21 protein-coding genes and 1 tRNA gene are annotated in these 25,767 nt (G+C 64.8%); 16 read left to right on the forward strand and 6 right to left on the reverse strand.

Going from position 1 to position 25,767, the window contains the following annotated elements:
- Window positions 1-86 precede the first annotated feature (86 nt).
- Complete coding sequence (locus BWR19_03995) at window positions 87-1,193, forward strand: hybrid-cluster NAD(P)-dependent oxidoreductase (GenBank protein ID APX92168.1); 1,107 nt, start codon at window positions 87-89, stop codon at window positions 1,191-1,193.
- Window positions 1,194-1,247: 54 nt separating this feature from the next.
- On the opposite strand, the gene BWR19_04000 is transcribed toward BWR19_03995, so the two are convergent.
- The 4 genes from BWR19_04000 to BWR19_04015 all read right to left on the reverse strand — a co-directional run bounded on the left by BWR19_04000 (window position 1,248) and on the right by BWR19_04015 (window position 6,346).
- Entirely contained in the window at window positions 1,248-3,299 is a 2,052-nt protein-coding gene (locus BWR19_04000; protein ID APX92169.1) for an N-methylproline demethylase, read from the reverse strand.
- Window positions 3,300-3,505: 206 nt separating this feature from the next.
- On the reverse strand, window positions 3,506-4,141 hold the full coding sequence (locus BWR19_04005) for a TetR family transcriptional regulator (protein ID APX92170.1): 636 nt from the start codon (window positions 4,139-4,141) through the stop codon (window positions 3,506-3,508).
- 87 nt (window positions 4,142-4,228) lie between these two features.
- Window positions 4,229-5,383, reverse strand: coding sequence for a glucose sorbosone dehydrogenase (locus BWR19_04010; protein APX92171.1), 1,155 nt, complete (start codon window positions 5,381-5,383; stop codon window positions 4,229-4,231).
- An 84-nt stretch (window positions 5,384-5,467) separates the two neighbouring features.
- Window positions 5,468-6,346 carry a transporter gene (locus BWR19_04015; GenBank protein ID APX92172.1) on the reverse strand — a complete coding sequence of 293 codons (879 nt, stop codon included), beginning with the start codon at window positions 6,344-6,346 and terminating at the stop codon, window positions 5,468-5,470.
- Window positions 6,347-6,589: 243 nt separating this feature from the next.
- Between BWR19_04015 and glyA the strand changes: the two genes are divergently transcribed.
- The 11 genes from glyA (at window position 6,590) to BWR19_04070 (ending at window position 19,605) form a co-directional block, all read left to right on the forward strand.
- Complete coding sequence (glyA, locus tag BWR19_04020; GenBank protein APX92173.1) at window positions 6,590-7,915, forward strand: serine hydroxymethyltransferase; 1,326 nt, start codon at window positions 6,590-6,592, stop codon at window positions 7,913-7,915.
- A gap of 32 nt (window positions 7,916-7,947) precedes the next feature.
- A complete protein-coding gene (locus BWR19_04025; GenBank protein ID APX92174.1) occupies window positions 7,948-9,198 on the forward strand; it encodes a sarcosine oxidase subunit beta in 1,251 nt (416 codons plus the stop codon).
- Between the two features lie 299 nt (window positions 9,199-9,497).
- Window positions 9,498-9,839 (forward strand): sarcosine oxidase subunit delta, encoded by a 342-nt coding sequence (locus tag BWR19_04030; GenBank protein APX92175.1) that lies wholly within the window; start codon window positions 9,498-9,500, stop codon window positions 9,837-9,839.
- Window positions 9,836-12,883 carry a sarcosine oxidase subunit alpha gene (locus BWR19_04035; protein ID APX92176.1) on the forward strand — a complete coding sequence of 1,016 codons (3,048 nt, stop codon included), beginning with the start codon at window positions 9,836-9,838 and terminating at the stop codon, window positions 12,881-12,883. Before BWR19_04030 ends, BWR19_04035 begins: the two co-directional genes overlap by 4 nt.
- Complete coding sequence (locus BWR19_04040) at window positions 12,876-13,529, forward strand: sarcosine oxidase subunit gamma (GenBank protein APX92177.1); 654 nt, start codon at window positions 12,876-12,878, stop codon at window positions 13,527-13,529. Before BWR19_04035 ends, BWR19_04040 begins: the two co-directional genes overlap by 8 nt.
- Window positions 13,530-13,800: 271 nt before the next feature.
- Window positions 13,801-14,667 (forward strand): formyltetrahydrofolate deformylase, encoded by an 867-nt coding sequence (locus BWR19_04045; protein ID APX92178.1) that lies wholly within the window; start codon window positions 13,801-13,803, stop codon window positions 14,665-14,667.
- A 168-nt stretch (window positions 14,668-14,835) separates the two neighbouring features.
- Window positions 14,836-15,447: a superoxide dismutase gene (locus tag BWR19_04050; GenBank protein APX92179.1), complete on the forward strand. Its 612-nt coding sequence runs from the start codon at window positions 14,836-14,838 to the stop codon at window positions 15,445-15,447.
- A 298-nt stretch (window positions 15,448-15,745) separates the two neighbouring features.
- A complete protein-coding gene (locus BWR19_04055) occupies window positions 15,746-15,967 on the forward strand; it encodes an NrdH-redoxin (protein ID APX92180.1) in 222 nt (73 codons plus the stop codon).
- 31 nt (window positions 15,968-15,998) lie between these two features.
- On the forward strand, window positions 15,999-16,448 hold the full coding sequence (nrdI, locus tag BWR19_04060) for a ribonucleotide reductase assembly protein NrdI (protein APX92181.1): 450 nt from the start codon (window positions 15,999-16,001) through the stop codon (window positions 16,446-16,448).
- Window positions 16,445-18,598 carry a ribonucleotide-diphosphate reductase subunit alpha gene (locus BWR19_04065; protein APX92182.1) on the forward strand — a complete coding sequence of 718 codons (2,154 nt, stop codon included), beginning with the start codon at window positions 16,445-16,447 and terminating at the stop codon, window positions 18,596-18,598. The genes nrdI and BWR19_04065 overlap by 4 nt, the downstream gene beginning before the upstream one ends.
- 14 nt (window positions 18,599-18,612) lie before the next feature.
- Window positions 18,613-19,605, forward strand: a complete 993-nt coding sequence (locus BWR19_04070) for a class 1b ribonucleoside-diphosphate reductase subunit beta (protein ID APX92183.1) — start codon at window positions 18,613-18,615, stop codon at window positions 19,603-19,605.
- 2 nt (window positions 19,606-19,607) lie between these two features.
- Here the strand turns inward: BWR19_04070 and BWR19_04075 are convergent, their stop codons facing one another.
- Window positions 19,608-20,183 carry a hypothetical protein gene (locus BWR19_04075; GenBank protein APX92184.1) on the reverse strand — a complete coding sequence of 192 codons (576 nt, stop codon included), beginning with the start codon at window positions 20,181-20,183 and terminating at the stop codon, window positions 19,608-19,610.
- 142 nt (window positions 20,184-20,325) lie between these two features.
- Here BWR19_04075 and BWR19_04080 point away from each other — a divergent pair.
- The 4 genes from BWR19_04080 to BWR19_04095 all read left to right on the forward strand — a co-directional run bounded on the left by BWR19_04080 (window position 20,326) and on the right by BWR19_04095 (window position 23,975).
- Window positions 20,326-20,402 (forward strand) — tRNA-Met (locus BWR19_04080).
- 283 nt (window positions 20,403-20,685) lie between these two features.
- Window positions 20,686-23,076, forward strand: coding sequence for an AAA family ATPase (locus tag BWR19_04085; protein ID APX92185.1), 2,391 nt, complete (start codon window positions 20,686-20,688; stop codon window positions 23,074-23,076).
- Between the two features lie 107 nt (window positions 23,077-23,183).
- On the forward strand, window positions 23,184-23,540 hold the full coding sequence (locus BWR19_04090) for a nucleotide pyrophosphohydrolase (GenBank protein ID APX92186.1): 357 nt from the start codon (window positions 23,184-23,186) through the stop codon (window positions 23,538-23,540).
- Between the two features lie 189 nt (window positions 23,541-23,729).
- Window positions 23,730-23,975, forward strand: coding sequence for a hypothetical protein (locus BWR19_04095; GenBank protein ID APX92187.1), 246 nt, complete (start codon window positions 23,730-23,732; stop codon window positions 23,973-23,975).
- 77 nt (window positions 23,976-24,052) lie between these two features.
- On the opposite strand, the gene BWR19_04100 is transcribed toward BWR19_04095, so the two are convergent.
- Window positions 24,053-25,663, reverse strand: a complete 1,611-nt coding sequence (locus BWR19_04100; protein ID APX92188.1) for an anion transporter — start codon at window positions 25,661-25,663, stop codon at window positions 24,053-24,055.
- Window positions 25,664-25,767: the final 104 nt, after the last annotated feature.

Below are 25,767 nucleotides of genomic sequence, written 5' to 3' on the forward strand. Positions count from 1 at the left end.
CGCACTGTGCGCAGAATTCGCAGCAGCCGGTACCGCCATGTGAGAGCGGTGTCCATTTCATGACCGCAGCCCAGGCGAGTGTTCCCATGTCCATGAACTTCCTCAACCCGGTCACCACCCAGACCTGGACCAATGGCCGCCACCTGGTGCGCTGTGTCAAGGTGATCCAGGAGACCTGGGACGTACGCACTTTCTGCTTCATGGCCGAGCAGCCGGTGCTGTTCTTCTTCAAGCCTGGACAGTTCGTGACCCTGGAGCTGGAGATCGACGGCGAGCCGATGATGCGCTCCTACACCATCTCCAGTTCGCCCTCGATCCCCTACAGCTTCTCGATCAGCGTCAAGCGGCTACCCGGCGGCAGGGTCTCCAACTGGCTGCACGACCATCTGCGCATCGGCGATGAGCTGGCGGTACACGGCCCGGTGGGCAACTTCAATGCCATCGACTACCCCGCCGAAAAGATCCTGATGCTCTCCGGCGGGGTGGGCATCACGCCGCTGATGTCGATGGCGCGCTGGTTCTTCGATACCAACGCTGCGGTGGACCTGGAGTTCGTGCACAGCGCACGCACGCCGCGCGACATTCTCTTCCAGCGCGAGCTGGAGCATATCTTCACGCGAATCCCCGAGTTCAAGCTGCATATCGTCTGCGAGCGCAGCGACGATCTGGGCGAGACCTGGGCCGGTTTCCGCGGCTATCTCAGCCAGGCGATGCTCGAACTGATGGCGCCGGATTTCATGCAGCGCGAAATCTTCTGCTGCGGCCCGCCCGCCTACATGAACGCGGTCAAGCGCATCTTGCGCGACAACGGCTTCGACATGGCCCATTACCATGAGGAGTCGTTCGGCGCCACGCCGCTGGCGGTGCAGGAGGACGTGCTTGAGCTGGTCGAGCAGGCCGAGGCCGAGGCCGAAGAGATGGACGCGGCGGACATGCTCAGCGTCGAGTTCTCCGCCACCGGCAAGAGCGTGCGCATCCAGCCCGGCGAGACGGTGCATGCCGCCGCGGCCAAGCTTGGCCTGCACATTCCCAAGGCGTGCGGGATGGGCATCTGCGGTACCTGCCGCGTGCCGCTGAGCTCGGGGCAGGTCAACATGGAGCACAACGGCGGTATCACCGACGAGGATATCGCCGAGGGCTATATCCTCTCCTGCTGCAGCATGCCCACCGGCGATGTGGTGGTGGAGTACTGAGGCGAGAGGGCGTGCTGAGAGCCCCGTGCCGCGCTGCGGCACGGGGCTCTTGCGTTACAGGTCCTTGACCAGCCGCAGGGCGTCATAGATCGCGGCATGGGTGTTGCGCGATTCGACGGCGTCGCCGATGCGGAACAGCTGAAAGCCACCGTCCGCGTTACGAATGACGGCCTGGGGCCGGCCGACGATTAGGTCGTCGTAGTCCACCTCACCAGCGTTGCTGGAGTGTGGCTTGAGTTCGAAATAGATGTCGGCCATCGGCGTGATGCCGTAGTTGACCACTACCTGATCGATGCGCCGCGCCTGGTCCAGGTCCAGCTGATCCTGAACGGCATAGTCGCTGGTGATAGTAGCCAGCAGCTCATCGCCATCGCGCTGCACGGACTTCAGCCGGTAGGTGGGCGTGAAGGTGACGTTGGGGCGCTGCAGGGCGCGCATGTAGGGCACCAGGTTCATGGCCATGATCTCCGCCGAGAAGGTGCGGTCCGGCGTCATGATCTCCAGTTCGGCGCCGCTGGCGGCGATGATCTCCGCCGCCTGCATGGCGGCATGATCGCCAGCATCGTCAAACAGCAGTACCCGGCTTCCCGGCGCCACGTGCCCGGAGAGGATATCCCAGGTGTTGACCACCAGTTCGCCGCCGACCTCGGGCTGGTCTTCCATGGGGTAGCCGCCGGTGGCCACGATCACCGCGTCGGGCTGCTCGGCGAGCACCTCCTCGGCCTCGGCCCAGACGTTGTAGCGGATCTCGACGCCGAGTGCCTCGCACTGCGCCAGGCGCCAGTCGATGATGCCCAGCATCTCGCGGCGACGCTCGCTTTGCGCCGTGAGGCGCACCTGGCCGCCGGCATCGCTGGCGGCTTCCAGCACCACCACTGAATGGCCCCGTTCGCCGGCGACCCGGGCGGCCTCCAGCCCCGCGGGCCCGGCACCGACGATCACCACCCGGCGCTGCTGCGCGGCCTTGGGGATGGTGTGGGGCATGCTGGTTTCGCGCCCGGTGGCGGCGTTGTGGATGCAGTAGGCGGCGCCGCCCTGGTAGATGCGGTCGAGGCAGTAGTTGGCACCCACGCAGGGGCGGATCTCTTCCTCGCGGCCTTGCATGATCTTGCGCACGATGTGCGGGTCGGCCATGTGGGCGCGGGTCATGCCGATCATGTCGACCTTGCCCGAGGCGATGGCATGGCGGGCGGTGGCGACGTCCTGGATCTTGGCGCCATGGAAGGTGGGGAAATCGACCTGGCGTTTGATCTCGCCGGCGAAGTCGAGATGCGGGGCGCTGGGCATGCCCTGGATGGGGATCACGTCGGTGAGCCCGGCGTCGGTGTCGATATGCCCGCGGACCACGTTGAGGAAGTCGACCAGGCCGCTCCGCTTCAGGCGGTGGGAGATCGTCATGCCCTCATCGGCCGTGAGCCCACCCGGCAGCATCTCGTCGCCGGTATAGCGCACCCCGACGATGAACGCCTCGCCGACCCGCTGGCGAATGGCACGCAGCACCTCGAAGGTGAAGCGCAGCCGGTTGTCGAGATCGCCCCCGTATGGCGCTTCGAGGGTATTGGTCAGCGGCGACCAGAACTGATCCATCAGGTGGCCGTAGGCTTGCAGCTCGATGCCGTCGAGGCCGGCGGCGTGCATGCGCTCGGCGGCGTCGGCGTAGTCGCGGATCAGACGCTCGATGTCCCACTCCTCGACCTGCTTGGGAAAGGCGCGGTGGGAGGCTTCGCGGCGGTGCGAGGCGGACACCGCCGGTAGCCAGTCACCCTTGTCCCAGCGGGTGCGCCGGCCCAGATGCGTCAGCTGGATCATCACCGCGGTGCCGTGCTCGTGGCAGGCGTCGGTGAGCTCACGCATCCAGGGCACCACCTCGTCCTTGTAGGCCAGGATGTTGTTGAACACCGGGGGGCTGTCCTTGGCTACCGCTGCTGATCCTGCCGTCATGGTCAGGCCCAGGCCGGCCCGCGCCCGCTCGACGTGATATTCACGATAAAGCGCCTTGGGCATCCCCTCCTCGGGGTAGGCGGGCTCGTGGGACGTCATCATCAGCCGGTTCTTCAGCGTGAGATGCTTGAGCTGGAAGGGCTGCAGCAGCGGATCGTTGGCCATGGTCGGGGCTCTCTTGTGGGGCTCTCTTGTGGGGCTCTCTCGTGGGAGCTTTCTTGTTGTCTCGTTTACGGCGCTAACGGTGAGTGTGCACCTTAGTCATTAAAATGTACATTGATGTACATTGGTGGCGCAAGCAGGACATACCAGCACGTGAGCCATTGCTGCTCACCGTGGCCTACGGCATGCCTAGCGGCTTGGCAGCGGGCCTAGCGAGGGGGTGTTGGAGAGTACCCGTGCCGGGCATGGAAGCGCTTCAGGTCGCGAGGCCCCGGGGGTTGGCCGGTGAAGATTTCCACATAGTCAGGGATGCGCTGCATGCGCACCTCTAGTGGCTCCTGGGTCTTCATCGAGATATAGCCGATCTGGGTCAGGTAGATGGTGCGCCCACGCACGTTGGCCGCCAACGGCTCGACGCCGAAGCGTTCGAACATGCGAGTCAGTGCGTCGATACGCTCGGCGTCGGCAGTCTCGATTTCACGCTCCACTGGCGCCGACTGCAGCGCCCAGCTGCGCATGGCAAATTCCAGCGGGGAGTCGAACAGTTGAGGATTCAGCCAGCAGTCGAAGACGTTGAGCATCGCCTCGGCGATATTCTCGGCGTAGGCCTCGGTCTGGCGCACCAGGCCCAGGGTATTCTTCTCTCGCCAGCGTGAGATCAAGGCATCGAGCAGCGCCTCGCGGTCCTTGAAGAACCAGTAGAAGCTGGTGCGGGAGAGCTGCAGGCGCTTGGCCAGGGGCAGGATACGTACGCTATCGACGCCCGACTCGAGCAGCAGGTCGAATGCCGCATCGAGCCAGACGTCGCGTGACCCCTTAGCAGGGGGCGAAGCGGTGGGTGGCATGGTGGCGGTCTCTGGAGGCGTCGAGGAAAGTGTACATAGGTGTCATGTTTGTGTACACGTTGCCTCGAGACCGACCGCCGCCCGCGCCTAGTTGTCCGGCTCGAGCCGGTAGAGGCCATCGTCGCCCGAATCGGTGAGCAGGTAGATGTAGCCGTCGCTGCCCTGATGCACCTCGCGAATGCGGCCTATCTCTCCGTCGAGCACGATCTCGCGGTGGGCGACCTCACCGTCTTCCATGACCAGCCGCTTGAGCTGCTCGCTGCGCAGCCCGCCGGCGAGCAGGTTGCCCTGCCAGGCGGCGAATGCCTCGCTGTCGACCTGGGCCAGGCCCGAGGGCGCGAAGCGGTCCTCGTAGATATAGCGCGCGTCCTGCATATCCGGGTGGGAGTCCTCGCCGATCGGCTCGCGGGTGCTGTAGTCGACGCCGCGGCTCACCGTCGGCCAGCCGTAGTTCTCGCCGGCCTCGATCAGGTTGAGCTCGTCGCCGCCCAGCGGGCCGTGCTCACTGGCCCAGATGGTGCCGTCGGCATCCACCGCGAAGCCTTGGATATTGCGGTTGCCGATCGAGTAGATCTCGTCCAGCGCCGCGTCGTCATCGACGAAGGGGTTGTCGTCGGGCACGCCGCCGGTCTCGGTCAGGCGCAGCACGCTGCCGGCATGGTCACCGGCGTCCTGGGAGCGCTCGGGCTCGACGCCGCGGTCGCCGACGGTCATCAGCAGGCTGCCGTCGGGCAGCCACGCCAGCCGCGAGCCGTAGTGGCGACCGGGCTGGGAGTAGCGGTCCTGCTCGAACAGCTCCTCGACGTCGACCAGCGCCTCGCCGTCCAGGCGGGCCCGGGCCAGGGCGCTGACGGTGCCGCCGTCGCCGGGCTTAGAGTAGCTGAAGTAGATCCACTCCTCGCCGTCGGCGTAGGCGTGGTGCAGGGTCACGTCGAGCAGGCCGCCCTGGCCGTTGGCGGCCACCTCCGGCAGGCCGTCGAGGTGGGTGATCTCGCCGCCGTCGATCAGCGCCATGCGCCCGGCGCGCTCGGTGACCAGAAAGCGCCCGTCGGGCAGCTCGGCGATGCCCCAGGGGTGCTCCAGGCCGCCGGCCAGCTGTACGATACGCAGCGTCGCCTCTTCGCTGTCGATGCCCTCGGCGACCACTTCCTCGGCCTGGGCGGTGCTCAAGCCCAGCAGGCCGCCGGCGACCAGCGCCGTGCCCAGCATGGCGCCCTGCGATGTCTTGCCCAACTTGCTCATGATCTCGCTCCCTGTGTCGAATTCACTGACATGAATGGGTGACCTTCACCCTAGCAGAGACCCCGGCAGGCGCGATTTTCTCCCCTACAGCATGATCGCCAGCAGGATCGGCAGGTAGATGAACGACAGCAGGGTAGAGCAGAACACCAGCCCGGCGACGTACTTTGGCTCGTGGCCGGAGCGCTGGGCGAACAGGTAGTTGAAAACCGCCACCGGCATGCTCATCTGCAGTACCAGGATGCTGTGGGCCAGGGGCGGCAGGCCAATGACGGTGCCCACGCCCCACGCCAGCAGTGCCGCGGCCAGGGTGCGGACCACGCTGAAACCGATCCCCGAGGAGAGGTTGCGGGCCTGGATGCTGGCCAGCGACACGCCGAGGGTGATCAGCATCAGCGGCACCGTGAAACCCGAGATCAGGTCGACGGTGTTGTCCAGCCAGCGCGGCAGGGCGGTGTCGGTGAGCAGCAGCGCCAAGGCGATGCCGATGGCGTAGACGGTGGGGGTGCGGGCCAGGGTGCGCAGCGGACGGCCGCTCCTGCTGTGCATGGCGGAGCCGAAGGTGAACTGCACCAGCGAGACGGTGACCATCGAAGCGATGGCAAAGGCGAAGCCGCTGCTGCCGAAGGCATACAGCGCTACCGCCAGGCCCATGTTGCCGGTATTCGGGTACATCATCGGCGACAGCAGTACTCGCCAGCTTTTGCCCAGCAGCGGCGCCACGGCGAAGGTCAAGCCACCCATGGCGACGATCACCAGCAGGGTGCCGAGCATGGTACTGCCGAAGCTTCCGGCATCGATCTCGGCGCCGCTCAGTGATGCCAGGATCAGCGCTGGGGTGCCGATGTTGAAGACCAGCTTGGTGACGAACTCCACCGGGTAGGCGTGGCCGAGGCGAATCCAGGTGAAGCCCAGGCTGGCGCCGACGAAGACCGGCGCCATCACGGCAAAGAGTTCGACGAACATGCGTTGTCCTTGGTTGTGCTGCCGTGCATGAGGGCCATTAGCAGCGACGAAGGTCTAAGGTGAGGGAGTATTGTCGTCGATTCATGCTGCGCTGCAAAGGGCGGGCCGATGTCGCAACTCGACAGGTCTGTCGCAAACGCATCGCGTCGTGACGCCGCCAAGCATCTTGGCCGGCGGGGCGGGGGATACCATCGCCGCAAGTGAACCCGATCACCGCCCACTACCGTGCTTCTGGAGGCCCCGATGCCACACCGCGACGGCTTTGCCCATACCGACACCCTGGCGGCATTCGACGCGCCGCTTGCTGCCGCCATCACAGACGAGACGGCTCGTCAGGAGGCACATGTCGAGCTGATCGCCTCCGAAAACTACGCCAGCGTGCACGTCATGCAGGCCCAGGGCACGCAGCTGACCAACAAGTATGCCGAGGGGTATCCAGGCAAGCGCTACTACGGCGGCTGCGAGCACGTCGACGTGGTCGAGTCGCTGGCCATCGAGCGCGCCTGCGACCTGTTCAGCGCCGACTACGCCAACGTCCAGCCGCACTCCGGGGCCCAGGCCAATGCCGCAGCCTTCATGGCGCTGATCCGCCCCGGCGACACCGTGCTGGGCATGAGCCTGGCCCACGGCGGCCACCTGACCCACGGCGCCGCGCCCAACTTCTCCGGTAAGCACTACCACGCCGTGCAGTACGGCCTCGACCCGGCCACCGGCGAGATCGACTACGCCGAGGTCGAGCGGCTGGCCCATGAGCACCGCCCCAAGCTGATCGTCGCCGGCTTCTCGGCCTATTCGCGGGTAGTCGACTGGCGGCGTTTCCGCGCCATCGCCGATGCCGTCGGCGCCTGGCTGCTGGTCGACATGGCCCACGTGGCGGGGCTGGTAGCCGCCGGCCTCTACCCCAGCCCGCTGCCCCACGCCCACGTGGTGACCACCACTACCCACAAGACCCTGCGCGGCCCCCGCGGTGGCCTGATCCTCTCCGCCAGCGGCGATGCCGAGCTCTACAAGAAGCTCAACGGTGCGGTGTTCCCCGGCCAGCAGGGCGGGCCGCTGATGCACGTCATCGCCGCCAAGGCGGTGGCCTTCAAGGAGGCCATGAGCCAGGACTTCGTGCAGTACCAGCAGCGCGTGATCGACAACGCCCGGGCCATGGCCGGCGTGTTCATGGCCCGCGGCTTCGACGTGGTCTCCGGCGGCACCGACGACCATCTGTTCCTGGTCTCGCTGATCGAGCAGGGCGTCACCGGCAAGGACGCCGACGCCGCCCTGGGCCGGTCGCATATCACCGTCAACAAGAACGCCGTACCCAACGACCCGCAGAGCCCCTTCGTCACCTCCGGCCTGCGTATCGGCACCCCGGCGGTGACCACCCGCGGCTTCAACGTCGACGACTGCGAAGCCTTGGCCGGCTGGATCTGCGACATCCTCGACGCCCTCGCCGCAGGCGACGACAGCACCGCGGTGGAAGCCGAAGTGCGCGCCCAGGTCGAGGCGCTGTGTGCCCGCTACCCCGTCTATGCTGATAGCCGACACGTCGACGTCGAGCGGCACGGCGCCATCGCCTGAGCTAGGCGCGACACGAGTCCTGGAGAGAATCTATGCAACGCTATTCCGGCTTCGGCCTGGTCAAGCACGCGCTGAGCCACCATGAGCACTGGGAGCGCCAGTGGCGCAATCCCACGCCCAAGAAGCAGTACGACGTGATCATCGTCGGCGGCGGCGGCCACGGCCTGGCCACCGCCTACTACCTGGCCAAGGAGCACGGCATCACCAATGTCGCCGTGGTCGAGAAGGGCTGGCTGGGCGGCGGCAACACGGCGCGCAACACCACCATCGTGCGCTCCAACTACCTGTGGGACGAAGCGGCGGCGCTCTACGAACACTCCATGAAGCTGTGGGAAGGGCTCTCCCAGGACATCAACTACAACGTGATGTTCTCCCAGCGCGGCGTGCTCAACCTCGGCCACACCCTGCAGGACATGCGCGACATCCAGCGCCGGGTCAACGCCAACCGCCTCAACGGGATCGACAGTGAAGTGCTCGACGCCGACGGCGTACAGAAGATCGTGCCGATCCTCGACTGCTCCAAGCGCGCCCGCTATCCGGTGATGGGCGCCTCGTGGCAGCCGCGGGCCGGGGTGGCGCGCCACGACGCGGTGGCCTGGGGCTACGCTCGTGCCGCCGATGCGCTGGGGGTCGACCTGCTGCAGAACACCGAGGTCACCGGCTTCAAGATCCGCGACGGCCAGGTCTACGGCGTGCACACCAACCGCGGCGACATCGAGGCCAAGACCATTGGCTGCGTCACCGCCGGCAACTCCGGGGTGTTGGCCAAGATGGCCGGCTTCCGGCTGCCGCTGGAGTCGCATCCGCTGCAGGCGCTGGTCTCCGAGCCGCTCAAGCCGATCCTCGACACCGTGGTGATGTCCAACCACGTCCACGGCTATATCAGCCAGTCGGACAAGGGCGACCTGGTGATCGGCGCCGGCATCGACGGCTATAACGGCTACGGCCAGCGCGGCAGCTTCCCCACCGTGGAGCACACCCTGCAGGCCATCGTCGAGATGTTCCCGATCTTCTCGCGGGTGCGCATGAACCGCCAGTGGGGCGGCATCGTCGACACCTGCCCGGACGCCTGCCCGATTCTGTCGAAGACGCCGGTCAAGGGCCTGTTCTTCAACTGCGGCTGGGGCACCGGCGGCTTCAAGGCCACGCCCGGGTCGGGGCATGTGTTCGCCGCCAGCCTGGCCAAGGGCGAGATGCACCCCATCGCCGCGCCGTTCTCCATCGACCGCTTCCATTCGGGAGCGCTGGTGGACGAGCACGGTGCCGCCGGGGTGGCGCACTAATCGAACCTGCACGGCACGATCGCAGTTGTCCTCTGAGCGAGGAACGCCGGGGACAGGCCGAAGAGGAGGTTTGCGCCATGGATGGCGCAAGGTAGCGCCCAGGGATGGGTTCACAGCGCCTCCTCGCAGGCCTGTCGACGGAACAGTTCCGAGCGGTGCTGCAATTTGCGATAGCCCTGCGAGTCCTCAGGGATGGATTGACGGCGTGTTCGCGCATCCCTTCGCGAGGTGGCGGGCTCGAGCCAGAAGACAATGACAGATGCGGCGCAGCGTTGATGCGCGGCTTCAGGAGAACCACCATGTTTCAGATCTACTGCCCCCACTGCGAGGAGCTCCGTGAAGAAGAGGAGTTCCACCCCAAGGGCCAGGCCCACATCGTGCGCCCCGCCGAACCCGAGGCCTGCTCTGATGAAGAGTGGGGCGACTACCTGTTTTTCCGTGACAACCCGCGCGGCATCCACCACGAAATGTGGGTGCACGCCGTCGGCTGTCGCAAGTTCTTCAACGTCACCCGGCACACCGTGAGCTACGCGATCCTCGAGACCTACAAGATCGGCGAGCAGCCCAGCGTCACCGCTGAGCCTTCGGCCAGCGAAGCGGCCGCCTCCACTGCTGATGTCCGCCAAGGAGTCCGCGCATGAACCAGCAAGTACAGCGCCTGGCCCAGGGCGGGCGCATCGACCGCAGCCGGCCACTCGGCTTCACCTTCAACGGCCAGACCTACCAGGGCTATCACGGCGATACCCTGGCCTCGGCGCTGCTCGCCAACGGCGTCGACATCGTCAACCGCAGCTTCAAGTACTCGCGGCCGCGGGGCATCGTCGCCGCCGGCGCCGAAGAGCCCAATGCCGTGGTCCAGTTGGGTGCCAGCGAGGGCGCCCAGGTGCCCAACGTGCGCGCCACCCAGCAGGCGCTCTACGATGGCCTGGTGGCGCGTAGCACCAACGGCTGGCCCAGCGTGCAGAAGGACCTCATGGGGCTGGTCGGCAAGGTCGGCGGCAAGCTGATGCCGCCGGGCTTCTACTACAAGACCTTCATGGCCCCGGCCTCGATGTGGATGACCTACGAAAAGTATATCCGCAAGAGCGCCGGGCTGGGGCGCAGCCCCGCCGAGGCCGACCCGGACATCTACGATCACTTCAATCGCCACTGCGAGGTGCTGGTGATCGGTGCCGGCCCGGCGGGCCTCGCTGCCGCCCTGGCCGCGGCGCGCAGCGGCGTGCGGGTGATCCTCGCCGACGAGCAGGAAGAGATGGGCGGCTCGCTGCTCGATAGCCGCGAGACCCTCGACGGCAAGCCGGCAGCCCAGTGGGTCGCCGAGACCCTCGACGCGCTGCGCGGGCTGGCCAACGTGACCCTGCTGCCGCGCACCACCGCCAACGGCTATCACGACCACAACTTCGTCACCCTCCACGAGCGGCGCACCGAGCACCTCGCCGACAGCGCGCCGCGCACTGCCCAGGGCGCACGCCAGAGCCGGGCGCGGATGCATCGGGTGCGTGCCGGTCAGGTGATCCTGGCCACCGGCGCCCACGAGCGACCGCTGGTGTATGCCGGCAACGACGTGCCGGGCAACCTGGTGGCGGGCGCCGTCTCTAGCTATATCCGCCGCTACGGCGTGGTGCCGGGCAACAAGCTGGTGCTCTCCGTCAGCAACGACTACGCCTACCGCGCGGCTCTCGACTGGCACGACGCAGGGCGCGAGGTGGTGGCCATCGTCGATGCCCGTGAGGCGCCTGACGGTGACCTGATCAACCAGGCCCGCGAGCGCGGCATTCGGGTGATCACCGCCAGCGCGGTGATCGAGGCCAAGGGCGCCAACCGCGTCTCGGCGGCGCGGGTCGCCAGGATCGATATCGACGGCTTTCGCGTGGCCGGCCCGGTCGAGACCCTGGCCTGCGACTGCGTGGCCAGCTCCGGCGGCTACAGCCCGGTGATCCACCTCGCTTCCCACACCGGCGCGCGGCCGACCTGGAATGACGACATTCTCGGGTTCGTGCCGACCCTGGTCGACGGCGTACTCGCCAGCGGCGCGGCCCACGGCATCTATGCCCTGGGCGAGGTGCTGGCCGATGGCGTGGCGGTAGGCTCGCGGGCCGCCGCGGCGACCGGCGGCGAGGCCGCCGAGATAGCGCTGCCGGCTTGCCAGGCGCTCAACGAATCGCCGGCCTGCGCGCTCTACCAGGTGCCCCATGAGAAACCCACGCTGCGCGCGCCCAAGCAATTCGTCGATCTGCAGAACGATGTCACCGCGGCGGCCATCGAGCTCGCCACCCGCGAGGGCTTCGAGTCCATCGAGCACGTCAAGCGCTATACCGCCATGGGCTTCGGCACCGACCAGGGCAAGCTCGGCAATATCAACGGCATGGCCATCGCCGCGCGCTGCCTCGAGCGCACCATCCCCGAGGTGGGCACCACGGTGTTCCGGCCCAACTACACGCCGGTGACCTTCGGCGCCATCGTTGGCCGCCACTGCGGTGAGCTGTTCGACCCGGAGCGCTATACCGCGCTGCACCAATGGCACGTGGAGAATGGCGCCGAGTTCGAGGACGTCGGCCAGTGGAAGCGCCCCTGGTACTATCCCCGCAAGCAGGGCGGCAAGCAGGAGAGCATGCACGAGGCGGTGGCCCGCGAGTGCCGCGCGGTGCGCGAAGGGGTGGGTATCCTCGACGCCTCGACGCTGGGTAAGATCGATATCCAGGGCCCCGACGCCCGTGAGTTCCTGGCGCGCATCTATACCAACAAGTGGGAGAAGCTGGCGGTCGGCAAGTGCCGCTACGGCCTGATGTGCAAGGACGATGGCATGGTCACCGACGACGGCGTGACCAGCTGCCTGGCCGACAATCACTTCGTGATGACCACCACCACCGGCGGCGCCGCGGCGATCCTCGAGTGGCTGGAGCTGTGGCACCAGACCGAGTGGCCGGAGCTCGACGTCACCTTTACCTCGGTGACCGACCACTGGGCGACCATGACCGTGACCGGGCCCAAGTCGCGGGCGCTGCTCGCCGAGCTCACCGACGACATCGACCTGGACCGCGACAGCTTCAAGTTCATGGACTGGCGCGAGGGCACGGTGGCCGGGGTGCCGGCGCGGGTCTTCCGCATCTCATTCACCGGCGAGCTGACCTTCGAGATCAACGTCCAGGCCCACTACGCCATGCACGTCTGGAAGGCGCTGTTCGAGCACGGCAAGAAGTACGACCTGACGCCCTACGGCACCGAGACCATGCACGTGCTGCGCGCCGAGAAGGGCTTCATCATCGTCGGTCAGGACACCGACGGCTCGGTGACCCCGGAAGACCTCGGCATGCAGTGGTGCGTAGGCTACGACAAGCCGTTCTCGTGGATCGGCAAGCGCGCGCTGACGCGCAGCGACACCGCCCGTAGCGACCGCAAGCAGCTGGTCGGCCTGCGGCCCAAGGACCCCAAGGTGGTGCTGGAGGAGGGCGCGCAGATCGTCTTCGATCCCAACCACGCCATCCCCATGCCGATGGTCGGTCACGTCACCTCGAGCTACTACAGCCCGACCCTCGACAGCGGCTTTGCGCTGGCGGTGGTCAAGGGCGGCCAGCAGCGCATCGGCGAGAGCGTCTACCTGCCGATGGCCGACGGCAGCGTCCATGAAGCCGAGATCACCAGCACGATCTTCATCGATCCCAAGGGAGAGCGTCAGCATGTCTGATTCAGCGCTGAGCCGAGTGAACCTGTTTGATTCCCGCGCCGACCACGCCAGCGTGGCAGTCGAGTCGCCGCTGGCCTATTCCCTGCAGCGCAGCGCCGCACCGGCCCCCAGCGCCGCCAGCCGGGTGGTTCTGCGCGAGCAGGCCTTCCTCGGCCACCTGATCCTGCGCGGCGGGGCCATCGTCCTCGACGAGGCGCTGCGCGAGGTGCTGGATATCGGCTTGCCGGGCCGCCCCAATACCCTGAACTGGGACGCCAGCGGCGAGCGCTCGATCCAGTGGCTGTCGCCGGACGAGTGGCTGCTGATCGTCCCCGGCGGCGAGGCCTTGACGGTGGAGCGGCGGCTGCGCGAGCGCCTCGCCGATGCCAGTTTCGCCATCGTCGACGTCAGCGGCGGCCAGACGCTGCTGACGCTGGAGGGCGAGGCGGTGCCCGAGCTGTTGATGAAGTCGGTGGTCTACGACGTCGACCCGAGCCACTTCGCGGTGGGCAAAGGGGTCAACACGGTGTTCGCCAAGGCCACCGTCATCGTGCGCCGCAGCGGCGAGACCCGCTGGGAGCTGGTGGTGCGTAGAAGCTTCGCCGACTACTGCTACCGCTGGTTGCTGGATGCCGGCGAGGAGTATGCAATAGGCGTCGAGCAGTAACAGCCAAAGCGAATGTCTTTATTGTCCAAGGTGATCGACGCTGCCTCTTAAGCGAGGGACGCCGGGGGCAGGTCGAAGAGGAGGTTTGCGCCATGGATGGCGCAAGGTAGCGCCCAGGGAAGGGTTTACAGCGCCTCCTCGTAGGCCTGTCGACGGATCAGTCCCGAGCGGTGCTGCCTACCTGCAGTAGCCTGCTTGATGGTCAATATAAGCGACAACCGGCATGCTCAAGCAAACCGTCTACGGCAGGGATGCCCATTAAGGAGCCGCAATGAATCACTCTTCAGATACCTGGATTCTCGCTGCCCAGTGCCCTAGCCGCCTGGGCACCGTGGACGTGGTCACCCGCCTGCTCAAGGAGTGGCGCTGCTACATCACCGAGCAGCAGTCCTTCGATGATCGCCTCAGCCAGCGCTTCTTCATTCGCACCGCCTTTCACCCCGAGGGCGGGGCGCTCGACGCCGACGCCTTCCAGGCGGCTTTCGCCGCCCGCGCCGCCGAGTTCGGCATGACCTTCGAGCTGACCGCGCCGGGCCAGCTCACCCCGGTGGTGATCATGGTCTCCAAGGCCGACCACTGCCTCAACGACCTGCTCTATCGCTATCGCACCGGCCAGCTGCCGATCGAGATCCGCGCGGTGGTCTCCAACCACCCGGACCTCGAGCCGCTGGCCGCCTGGCACGGGCTGCCCTACCACCACTTCCCGATCACCCCGGAGACCAAGCCCGAGCAGGAAGCCCAGGTGTGGCAGGTGGTCGAGGAGAGCGGTGCCGAGCTGGTGATCCTGGCGCGCTACATGCAGGTGCTCTCCAGCGAGATGAGCGAGAAACTGGCGGGCAAGGCGATCAATATCCACCACTCGCTGCTGCCCGGCTTCAAGGGCGCCAAGCCCTACCACCAGGCCCATGCCAAGGGCGTCAAGCTGGTCGGTGCCACCGCCCACTACATCAACGACGACCTCGACGAAGGGCCGATCATCACCCAGGGGGTGGAGCCGGTGACCCACGCCGACACCCCCGAGGACCTGGTCGCCAAGGGCCGCGACATCGAGTGTTTGACCCTGGCCCGGGCGGTGGCCTACCACCTCGAGCGGCGGGTGTTTCTGAACGACAAGCGCACGGTGGTATTTGCGCGATAGGGGCTGCCCGAACGCCGTTCGCCTGGCGTTTATCAAGGCCCTTGGCAGTAGCGCGATGGCAATAATATTCATTAGCGCCATTCGCGTTGCTCTGCCATTCTGAGCTAACATGGGGGGTCGCGGCCTAGCGCCGTGACTTATCTTTCAGCAAAGGGAGGAGCTAGAGTCATGCCTCATACACTGCCCGATTTGCCCTACGCCTATGACGCGCTGGAACCGCACATCGACGCGATGACCATGGAAATCCACCATTCGCGTCACCACCAGACCTACGTCAACAACCTCAATGCCGCCCTCGAGGGCACTGGCTTCGAGGAGACGCCGGTCGACGAGCTGATCGCCAATCTCGACAAGCTCCCCGACGACAAGCGTCAGCCGGTGATCAACAACGGCGGCGGCCACTCCAACCACTCCAAGTTCTGGGAAATGATGTCTCCCCAGGGCGGTGGCCAGCCCAAGGGTCAGGTGGCAGCCGCCATCGACGAACAGCTGGGTGGCTTCGATGCGTTCAAGGATGCCTTCATGAAGGCTGCCCTGGGCCGTTTCGGTAGCGGCTGGGCCTGGCTCAGTGTGACCCCGGAGAAGAAGCTGGTGGTGGAGAACACCCTCAACCAGGACAGCCCGCTGATGCACGGCAATACCCCGGTGCTCGGCCTGGACGTCTGGGAGCATGCGTACTACCTGAAGTTCCAGAACAAGCGCCCGGATTACATCGAGGCGTTCTTCAACGTGGTCAACTGGGAAGAGGTCGAGCGTCGCTACCAAGCAGCGATCGCCTGATTTTCGACTGACAGCGTAAGTGCGAGCGCCGCGGCCGTCTGGCCGCGGCGCTCTCTTTTTGCGTTTCTCGCCGCTTCTTTGATCTCGGTTAAGGTCTCGCCGATGCCGCCGGCTAGACTGGCTGTGCCCGCCCATCTCTCTCCGTCAGAGGTGCCGTCCGGCTACCGCATGCGGGGGTGCGTGCGGCCAATAGATACTATATATTGATTTCCTCATGGCGGTTTTCACCAGATATGGTGTATCCTGAGCACTGTTGGTTCACGCCACACTTGCCTTGATTTGTAAGGGAACGATAACCATGAAGATTGAGATTTACAGCAAGCCCGCCTGCGTTCAGTGCACCGCCACCTACCGCGCGATGGACAAGCAGGGGCTCGACTATGAGGTCATCGATCTGAGCCAGGATCCCAGCGCCCGCGAAACCGTGGAAGGCCTGGGCTACCGTCAGTTGCCGGTGGTGGTGGCAGGTGACGACCACTGGTCGGGCTTCCGTCCGGATCGCATCCAGGCGCTGGCTTAACTCGGGCTTCAGGTCATCGCAGGAGGTCGCCATGCTGGCCGCGCAGGCACACCAACAGCCGGTTGCTGATCACGCCCAAGGCGAACTGGTGTATTTCTCGACCAAGTCGGGCAATACCCAGCGCTTCGTCGAGAAGCTCGGCTTGCCGGCGCGGCGCATCCCGCTGAGCCGCGATGAGCCGCCGCTGCGCGTGACCCGCCCCTACATCCTGATCACCCCCACCTACGGTGGCGGCAGCGCCGACGGCGCGGTGCCCAAGCAGGTGATCCACTTTCTCAACGATGCGCACAACCGCGGCCTGATTCGCGGCGTGATTGCAGCCGGCAACACCAATTTTGGCGCCGCCTTCGGCCTGGCCGGGCGCATCGTCGCCGACAAATGCGGCGTGCCGCTGCTATATCGATTCGAACTGCTGGGCACGCCGGACGACGTGGTCAGGGTTCAACAGGGAGTAGATGCGTTTTGGAAACGACAGCCATGAGCGAGATTCACCGGCCCGCCGGCCAGAGCGAGGGTGGACGCACACTCGACTACCACGCCCTCAACGCCATGCTCAATCTGTATGGGCCGTCGGGCGAGCTGCAGCTGGACCGCGACCGCGAGGCGGCGCGCCAGTACTTCCTGCAGCACGTCAACCAGAACACCGTGTTCTTCCACTCGCTGGAAGAGAAGCTCGACTACCTCATCGAGGAGAGCTACTACGAGCCCCAGGTGCTCGAGCAGTACGCGCGCACCTTCATCAAGTCGCTGTTCGAGCAGGCCTACGCCTACAAGTTTCGCTTCCCGAGCTTCCTCGGCGCCTTCAAGTACTACACCAGCTATACGCTGAAGACCTTCGACGGCAAGCGCTACCTGGAGCGCTACGAGGACCGCGTGTGCATGGTGGCACTGAGCCTGGCCCGCGGCGACGAGACCCTGGCCCGGGCGCTGGTCGACGAGATCATCAGCGGCCGCTTCCAGCCCGCCACGCCGACCTTCCTCAACTGCGGCAAGCGCCAGCGCGGCGAACTGGTGTCGTGCTTCCTGCTGCGCATCGAGGACAACATGGAGTCCATCGGCCGCGCCATCAACTCGGCGCTGCAGCTCTCCAAGCGCGGCGGCGGGGTGGCCTTCCTGCTCAGCAACATTCGCGAGTTCGGCGCGCCGATCAAGCGCATCGAGAACCAGTCGTCGGGCATCATCCCGATCATGAAACTGCTCGAGGACGCCTTCTCCTACGCCAACCAGCTGGGTGCGCGACAGGGCGCCGGGGCGGTCTATCTCAACGCCCACCACCCGGATATCCTGCGTTTCCTCGACACCAAGCGCGAGAACGCCGACGAGAAGATCCGCATCAAGACGCTGTCGCTGGGCGTGACCATCCCCGACATCACCTTCGAGCTGGCCAAGCGCAACGAGGCGATGTACCTGTTCTCGCCCTACGACGTCGAGCGCGTCTACGGCGTGCCGTTCGGCGATATCAGCGTCACCGAGAAGTACCACGAGATGGTCGACGATGCGCGCATCCGCAAGTCCAAGATCAACGCCCGGGAGTTCTTCCAGATCCTGGCCGAGGTGCAGTTCGAGTCGGGCTATCCCTATGTGATGTTCGAGGACAACGTCAACCGCGCCAACCCCATCGCCGGGCGCATCAACATGAGCAACCTCTGCTCGGAGATCCTCCAGGTCAACACGCCGAGCCTCTACGACGACGACCTCGGCTATCGCCATACCGGCGAAGATATCTCCTGCAACCTGGGCTCGATGAACATCGCCAAGGTGATGGATGCCGGCGATATCGGCACCAGCGTCGAGATCGCCGTGCGCGGCCTCACCGCAGTATCGGAGATGAGCCACCTCTCCTCGGTGCCGTCGATCGCCGAAGGCAACGCCCACTCCCGCGCCATCGGCCTGGGGCAGATGAACCTGCACGGCTTCCTGGCTCGCGAGCACATCTACTACGGCTCGGAAGAGGGGCTGGATTTCACCAACCTCTACTTCTGTTGCGTGGCCTACCACGCCCTGCGCGCCTCCAACCGCCTGGCCATCGAGCACGGCACGGCCTTCGCCGGCTTCGCCGACTCCGACTACGCCAGCGGCGTGTTCTTCGACAAGTACACCGAGCGTGAGTGGCAGCCACGTACCGAGAAGGTCCGTGGACTGTTCGAGCGTGCCGGCATCGCCATTCCTAGCCAGGCAGAGTGGCAGTCGCTCAAGGCCTCGGTGATGGAGCACGGCCTCTATAACCGCAACCTGCAGGCGGTGCCGCCGACCGGCTCGATCTCCTATATCAACCACTCCACCTCGAGCATTCACCCGGTGGCGGCCAAGATCGAGATTCGCAAGGAGGGCAAGCTGGGCCGTGTCTACTACCCGGCGCCCTACCTAAATGATGACAACCTGGCCTACTACCAGGATGCCTACGAGATCGGCCCGGAGAAGATCATCGACACCTACGCCGAGGCGTCGCAGCACGTCGACCAGGGGCTGTCGCTGACGCTGTTCTTCCCCGACACCGCCACCACGCGGGACATCAACAAGGCGCAGATCTACGCCTGGCGCAAGGGCATCAAGACGCTCTACTACGTGCGCCTGCGCCAAAGCGCCCTGGAAGGCACTGAGGTAGAGGGTTGCGTCTCTTGCAGCCTCTAACAAGCGAGCGAATCATGACTAACGCACACGCAGCACAGGGCACGGCGCCGCGCCTATCGCGGGTCGATGCCATCAACTGGAACCGCCTCCAGGACGACAAGGACCTGGAGGTATGGAACCGCCTGACCAGCAACTTCTGGCTGCCGGAGAAGGTGCCGCTGTCCAACGACATCCAGTCGTGGAACACCCTCACGCACCAGGAGCAGCAGCTGACCATCCGCGTCTTCACCGGCCTGACGCTGCTCGACACCATCCAGAGCAGCGTCGGCGCCCCGATGCTGATGCCGGATGCGCGCACGCCCCACGAAGAAGCGGTCTACGCCAACATCGCCTTCATGGAAGCGGTGCACGCGCGCTCCTACAGCTCGATCTTCTCGACGCTGTGCACCACGCGGGACGTGGACGACGCCTTCCGCTGGAGCGAAGAGAACCCGACCCTGCAGGCCAAGTCGGACCTGATCCTCGAGCGCTACCGCGCCGATGACCCGCTGATGCGCAAGGTCGCCAGCGTGTTCCTCGAGTCGTTCCTGTTCTACTCGGGCTTCTACCTGCCGATGTACTGGTCGAGCCACGCCAAGCTGACCAACACCGCCGACCTGATCCGCCTGATCATTCGCGACGAGGCGGTGCACGGCTACTACATCGGCTACAAGTTCCAGCAGGCCCTGGCCGAGGCCACGCCGGAGCGCCAGGCGGCGGTCAAGGAGTATGCCTACGAGCTGCTGCTGGAGCTCTACGACAACGAGGTCAAGTACACCGAGTCGCTCTACGACGAGGTGGGGCTGAGCGAGGACGTCAAGAAGTTCCTCCACTACAACGCCAACAAGGCGCTGATGAACCTCGGCTTCGAGGCGCTGTTCCCGAGTAGCGTCACCGACGTCGACCCGACCATCCTCGCCGCGCTCTCGCCCAACGCCGACGAGAACCACGACTTCTTCTCCGGCTCCGGCTCCTCCTATGTGATCGGCAAGGCGGTGGCCACCGAGGACGAAGACTGGGCGTTCTGAGGCTAGCGGTTGATCAGGATGGCGTTCAGCGCCACCGGCACCTCGTCGCCGATGCGCTGATAGCCGAGCAGAGTAAGCACGCTGCGCATGGTGGAGTTAGCCATGATTTCCTGGCCGTCCAGCGCCACCGGCTCGGCGGTGGTGACGCGCACCGTGTTGAGGTCTTCGCGGGTGAAGCGTAGCTCCACCGGCTCCTGCTGAAGATTGCCGTCGGCACGCACGCTGAAGATCAGCGTCTCGACCATCGACTCGCCTATGTCGAGGGCGTCGAGGCGCTCCGGCGGCAGCTGCGTATTCAGGGTCGCCAGGGGCATGTCGGTGATGCCGGAAAGCCACGGCGGCAGCGGCCCCAGCCGGTCCAGCGCGTCGGTCTGGTTGAGGCGCAGCGGCAGCGTCAGGATGCCATCCGCGGAAATATCGCCGCGCAGCTCGCGCACGCGGTGCTGATGCTCCACCGGGCCACTGTCGGTCAACTCGAAGATGGTCGCCTCGACCTGCGAGCGCTCGGGGTCGAGCTGCCAGTCGGCATGGGCGGGCAGGGCGATGAGCAGGGCAAACAGGGCAAGATAGGCTTTCACAGACGTCTCCCGGTCGATGACACAGCACAGACACGCCAGCGCCGGAAAAGTGCCCCATTCCCGCAAACCACGCACGGCTACGCTGGCCTCACCCATCGGCATTCGCTATCATACGCCCGCGCGCCGACGCGCCCCTCCCGATGGGCCTATAGCTCAGTTGGTTAGAGCAGGGGACTCATAATCCCTTGGTCGCTGGTTCGAGTCCAGCTGGGCCCACCACAATCAACAGCTTATGGCTGTGTCTTCTCGCCTTCCCTGAAACTTTCCGTACCTTGTCTAATTATGCCCATCCAAGTCAGCTGCAGATCATCAGCTGTGGTGGCATGGGGCATGCCGAGATAGGGTAGCCATGGCTTTTGTGTAGGGCCCTCCTCATCGTTGCTCAGCCACAGTAGGATGGTGCCAGCCTGCCTTGCTGCTTCTATCCCGTTGGCAAACGTGCTGCGGCTATTGCATGAGCCAAGATGGCTGACCCCAGGTCATAAAAGGAATCCTTGAGACGATGCTGGTCTACAACGCCACCAAGCAGCAATTTATCGACGATGTGCGAGCCAACGTCATCACCGACGCCATCGAGAACGAGGTGGCACGCAGACTGAACCGCAACTCACCGCGCAGTGAGGTGGCATCGTGGGAGAACTCGCTTCGCTTCATGATGAGCGTGCTGCTCGATGAGGGTATTCCCGCATCGGCGGGTGTGGCCATCGAGTACAACATTCCGCTGACCAATCGCCGCGTGGACTTCATTCTGACCGGCAAGAACCAACAGCGGGATGATGCGGCAGTCATCGTGGAACTGAAGCAGTGGCAGTCCGTCGAGGTGACAAAAAAGGATGCCATCGTCCGTACCCAACTGGGTGGCGGCGTACGCGAGACCAACCACCCGTCGTATCAGGCATGGTCCTATGGCGCGCTGATCGAAGACTACAACGAGACGGTACGCTCCGAATCGATCCGCCTGGTGCCCTGCGCCTACCTGCACAACATGAGGCAGGGGGACGCTATCAATGACCCCTTCTACGAACACCACACGCGCCGTGCTCCGGTCTTTATCTCGCAGGATGCCTTGAAGCTGTCAGAATTTCTGAGCCAGCACATCAAGTACGGCGACAGCAACGACGTCATGTATCGCATCGAACACGGTGTGATCAAACCAAGCAAAAACCTGGCTGATGCCCTGGCGTCGATGATGCAAGGCAATGCCGAGTTCCTGATGATCGACGAGCAGAAGCTGGTGTATGAAACCGCGCTCGATCTTGCGCATCGTGCAGGCAGTGGCAACAAGCAGTGCTTGATCGTCAAGGGCGGGCCGGGCACCGGCAAGTCGGTAGTCGCTATCAACTTGCTGGTGGAGCTGACGAAGCGCGAGATGATGACGCAGTACGTGTCGCGTAACTCGGCTCCTCGGGAGGTCTTCAAGAAAAGGCTTACTGGTACCCGCAAGAAGACCCATATCGACAACCTGTTCAAGGGCTCGGGTAGCTACGTTAACGCGGAGCCAGACACCTTCCATGCCCTGATTGTGGATGAGGCGCACCGTCTGAACGAAAAGTCCGGCATGTATCAGAATTTGGGTGAGAGCCAGATCAAGGAGGTGATCGCCGCGTCACGCTTTTCGATCTTCTTCATTGATGAGGCGCAGCGCGTAACGCTGAAGGACGTGGGGACGGTTGAGGAGATCAAGCGGCGAGCAGCGGAGTACGGATCCGACGTGCAAGAGCTCGAGTTGGCATCGCAGTTTCGCTGCAACGGCTCTGATGGCTATCTGGCGTGGCTCGATCATGCCCTTCAGATTCGCACCACGGCCAACACCGATCTGGATGACATCGACTACGACTTCCAAGTGTTCGATGACCCGAGTGCCATGCGTCGTTCGATTCTCGAGAAGAACCGCAAGGCCAACAAGGCACGCATGGTGGCGGGTTACTGCTGGCCCTGGGCGAGCAAGAAGGACAAGCATGCCATGGACATCGTGTTTCCCGAACATGGCTTCGCGGCCCAGTGGAACCTCGATGACGACGGCATGCTATGGGCCATCGCCGAGGATTCCGTCGATCAAGTCGGCTGCATCCACACCTGCCAGGGGCTCGAATTCGATTACGTCGGCGTCATCATCGGCGACGACTTCGTGATTCGCGACGGCCGCGTGGTGACAGACGCGGCCAAGCGGGCGGGGCAGGACCGCTCGGTGCACGGCTATAAGACGATGCTCAAGAATGATCCTGAGCATGCCCGTGCCTTGGCGGACCAGATCATCAAGAACACCTACCGCACGCTGATGACGCGGGGCCAGAAGGGCTGTTATGTCTATGCCACGGACCCCGAGACCCGAGAGTACTTCGCGGCCTATGCTCGCTCTCAAACAGCGACCGAGCGACTGGATGCGTCTGAGGATGCCGAGATGCTGGATGGCTTGCACCTTCCCATCGTGACGCGTGACCAGGCCGCGCCGTTCGAGCGCCATGTGCCCGTGTACAGCTTGAGCATCGCCGCCGGCGAGTTCAGCGAGATGCAGATCGCCGAAGCCGAGCACTGGGTCGAGCTGCCGGATCATGTGCGTATAAGCCCCGATCTTTTTGTCAGCCGAGTGGCGGGAGAGTCGATGAACCGGCGCATTCCCAATGGTGCCTGGTGTCTGTTCCGTGCGAACCCAGGCGGCACGCGGCAAGGCAAGGTCGTCGTGGTGCAGCATCGCGCCATCGAGGACCCTGACCACGGTGGCAGCTTCACGGTAAAGCTGTACCAGAGCGAGAAGATCGAGGAGTACGGCGAGTTCGTAAACCAGCGCATCGTGCTGAAGCCACAGACCAACGCCTTCGGCTACAAGGACATCGTGCTCGAGGATGAGCTTGAGGATCTGAAGGTCATCGGCGAATTCCTCTCCGTGCTGTGAGCGAGTGGGCGGCCGGATAGCCGCCTATGCCGATGTAGGCTAGATAGCGAGCGGCAGAGCAGGCATGCTCACCGCTATCCGATACCTCAGAACCAGGTGAGCCCTAGATGTCAGACCCGTTCAAGCAGCTCCGTGACGCCATGGACCAGTTCGCCACCGAGCGCGACTGGGACCAGTTCCACTCGCCTAAGAACCTGGCCATGGCGCTGACGGTGGAGGCAGCTGAGCTACAGGAGTGCTTCCAGTGGCTGACCGAGGCGCAGTCCAGGGAGCTGGATGAGCAGCAACTGGCCGCCGTGCGCGACGAAATTGCCGATGTTCAGCTCTATCTGATCCGGCTGGCGGGCAAGCTGGACGTGGATATCGAAGCGGCATGCCGGGCGAAGATGGAGAAGAATGCGCAGAAATATCCCGCCGACCAAGTGAAGGGAAGTGCGAAAAAATACACACACTATCAGGATTGACGTGATGTGTGGCCACCTCCCCCTGCCGTGGCTTCCCCAGCCTCGGATTATCCCCCAAGATTCCTCCCGCTAAAGCGCTGCGCCGGGTACATGGATGTGAACGCGGTGCGTCGGTGCGGACCAACTAAGCCTGCAACCGTTGTGGTTTATTCTCCACTCTGAAGGCGGAATTCAAGGCCGCTTTTTTACGTGAAAATAAACCAGCTGCTGCACAAGATCCCATATGGCGCCGTCGTGACGACCGCCTCGCTACTAGCATCACACAGCGTCACCTCGGATCAGGCTCATAAGCCGGCCGGCGGGGCCTTCAGCTTGCAGGTATCGACCCCCGAGCTAGCGGTCCTGGAGAGGATCGCCGTGACGCCGAATGAGCTGCTGTTCGGCAGTGAGCTGGTGGACACCCTCGGCGGGCTCAATACGCTGCGTCTGCTATAGGCATTGCTGGAGTGGTGCCGCTAGGTGAGAACACGGCGCCAGGCGGCATCCCGCCCGGCACCGCTTTTTGCCACCGATCAGAACTCGAGCCCAAGCGCGAAGCCGCCGATTAGGTAGCAGAACAGGGTGATCAGGACGATGCCCACGACGTTGAGCACCACGCCGCCACGCGCCATCTGGCCGATGGAGACGGCACCGGTGCCGAACACGATGGCGTTCGGCGGCGTACCCACCGGCAGCATGAAGGCGCAGGTAGCGGCAAAGGCGGCCGGGATGAGCAGCGTCATCGGATCCGCGCCGATGCCTACGGCAACGCCGCCGAGCACGGGGATGAAGGTCGCGGCGGTGGCGGTGTTACTGGTCACTTCGGTGAGGAACATGATGATCGCGGCGATGGCGGCCACCAGCAGGATGATCGGCAGCATGCCGAGGCCGGTGACCTGCTCACCGAACCAGCCGTCGAGGCCGGACGCGGCGACGGCACCGGCGAGGCTGAGGCCGCCACCGAACAGCAGCAGCACGCCCCAGGGCAGCCCTTTCTCGGCGTCCTGCCAGGTCAGCACCATCTCGCCGCGGCCTTTGCCGGGCAGGATGAACATCGCGAGGCCGGCTGCGATGGCGATAGCCGTGTCGTTGAGTTCACCCAGGGGTCCCAGCCGTTCGCCTATCCAGGGAAGATTGGTGAGCAGCCCGGGCACCACCCACAGGAACGCCGCCGAGCAGAACACCAGCAGTACCATCTTCTCGCCCTGGCTGAACATGCCTAGCTTGCGAATCTCGCCGGCGATCATCTCCTTGCCACCGGGAATCTCATCGACCTTGAACGGGTAGAGGACACGGGTCATCAGCACCCAGCCCACCAGGATGAAGGTGAAGGCCAGCGGCACGCCGAGCATCATCCACTCGAGGAAGCCGATGTTACGCCCCAGCTCGTCGGCGGCGTAGCCGGCGACGATGGCGTTGGGCGGGCTGCCGAGCAGGGTGCCGAGGCCGCCCATGCTGGCCGACCAGGCGATCGCCAGCAGCAGGCAGAGGCCGAAGCGCTTGATATTGTCGTCGGAGATGTCGTCCACATGGCCCGGCTGGTGAGGGGCATGTTCCTGGTCCGCAGGCTGTCCGTGGGTGTCGGTGTCGTCGCTACGCTCGACGATCAGGGCCAGCACGGAGAGGCCGATGGGCAGCATCATCAGCGTGGTCGCAGTGTTCGAGACCCACATCGACAGAAAGCCCGTGGCGAGCATCATGCCGAGCACGATGCGCTTCGGCTCGACGCCCACTCGTGCCAGCGTCAGCAGCGCAATACGGCGATGCAGGTTCCACTTTTCCATGGCGATGGCGATCAGGAAGCCGCCGAGGAAAAGAAACACGATGGGGCTGGCGAAGGGGGCCGTGGCCTGGCTCACGGTTCGCTCGGTGACCATCGGGATCAGCACGATAGGCAGCAGGGAAGTGGCGGATAGCGGGATTGCCTCGGTCATCCACCAGACCGCCATCAGGGTTCCGATCGCGGCGACCCAGCGCGCGTCCGACGACAGTCCCTCGGCGAAGCCCATGGCGAGCCATACGATCAGCGCCATGACCAGCCCGAAGGCGCGCAGGCCCCAGGTCATTTTCGCGGATCGCTCGCCGCCTCCCTGGCCCCCGCCGATATCTTCATAGTTCACTTGCTGGCGTGATTGATCGGCCATTGCTGCGTCCTCCTCCATGATGCGTCATCAACACGAGTCCCTACTCGATCCCTGCCTGCAATGGTGAAGTCGGTATGGCAAAAATTCCAGTGTCAGATCCAGGC

The sequence above is a fragment of the Halomonas sp. 1513 genome (assembly GCA_001971685.1).
Lineage (GTDB): Bacteria > Pseudomonadota > Gammaproteobacteria > Pseudomonadales > Halomonadaceae > Franzmannia.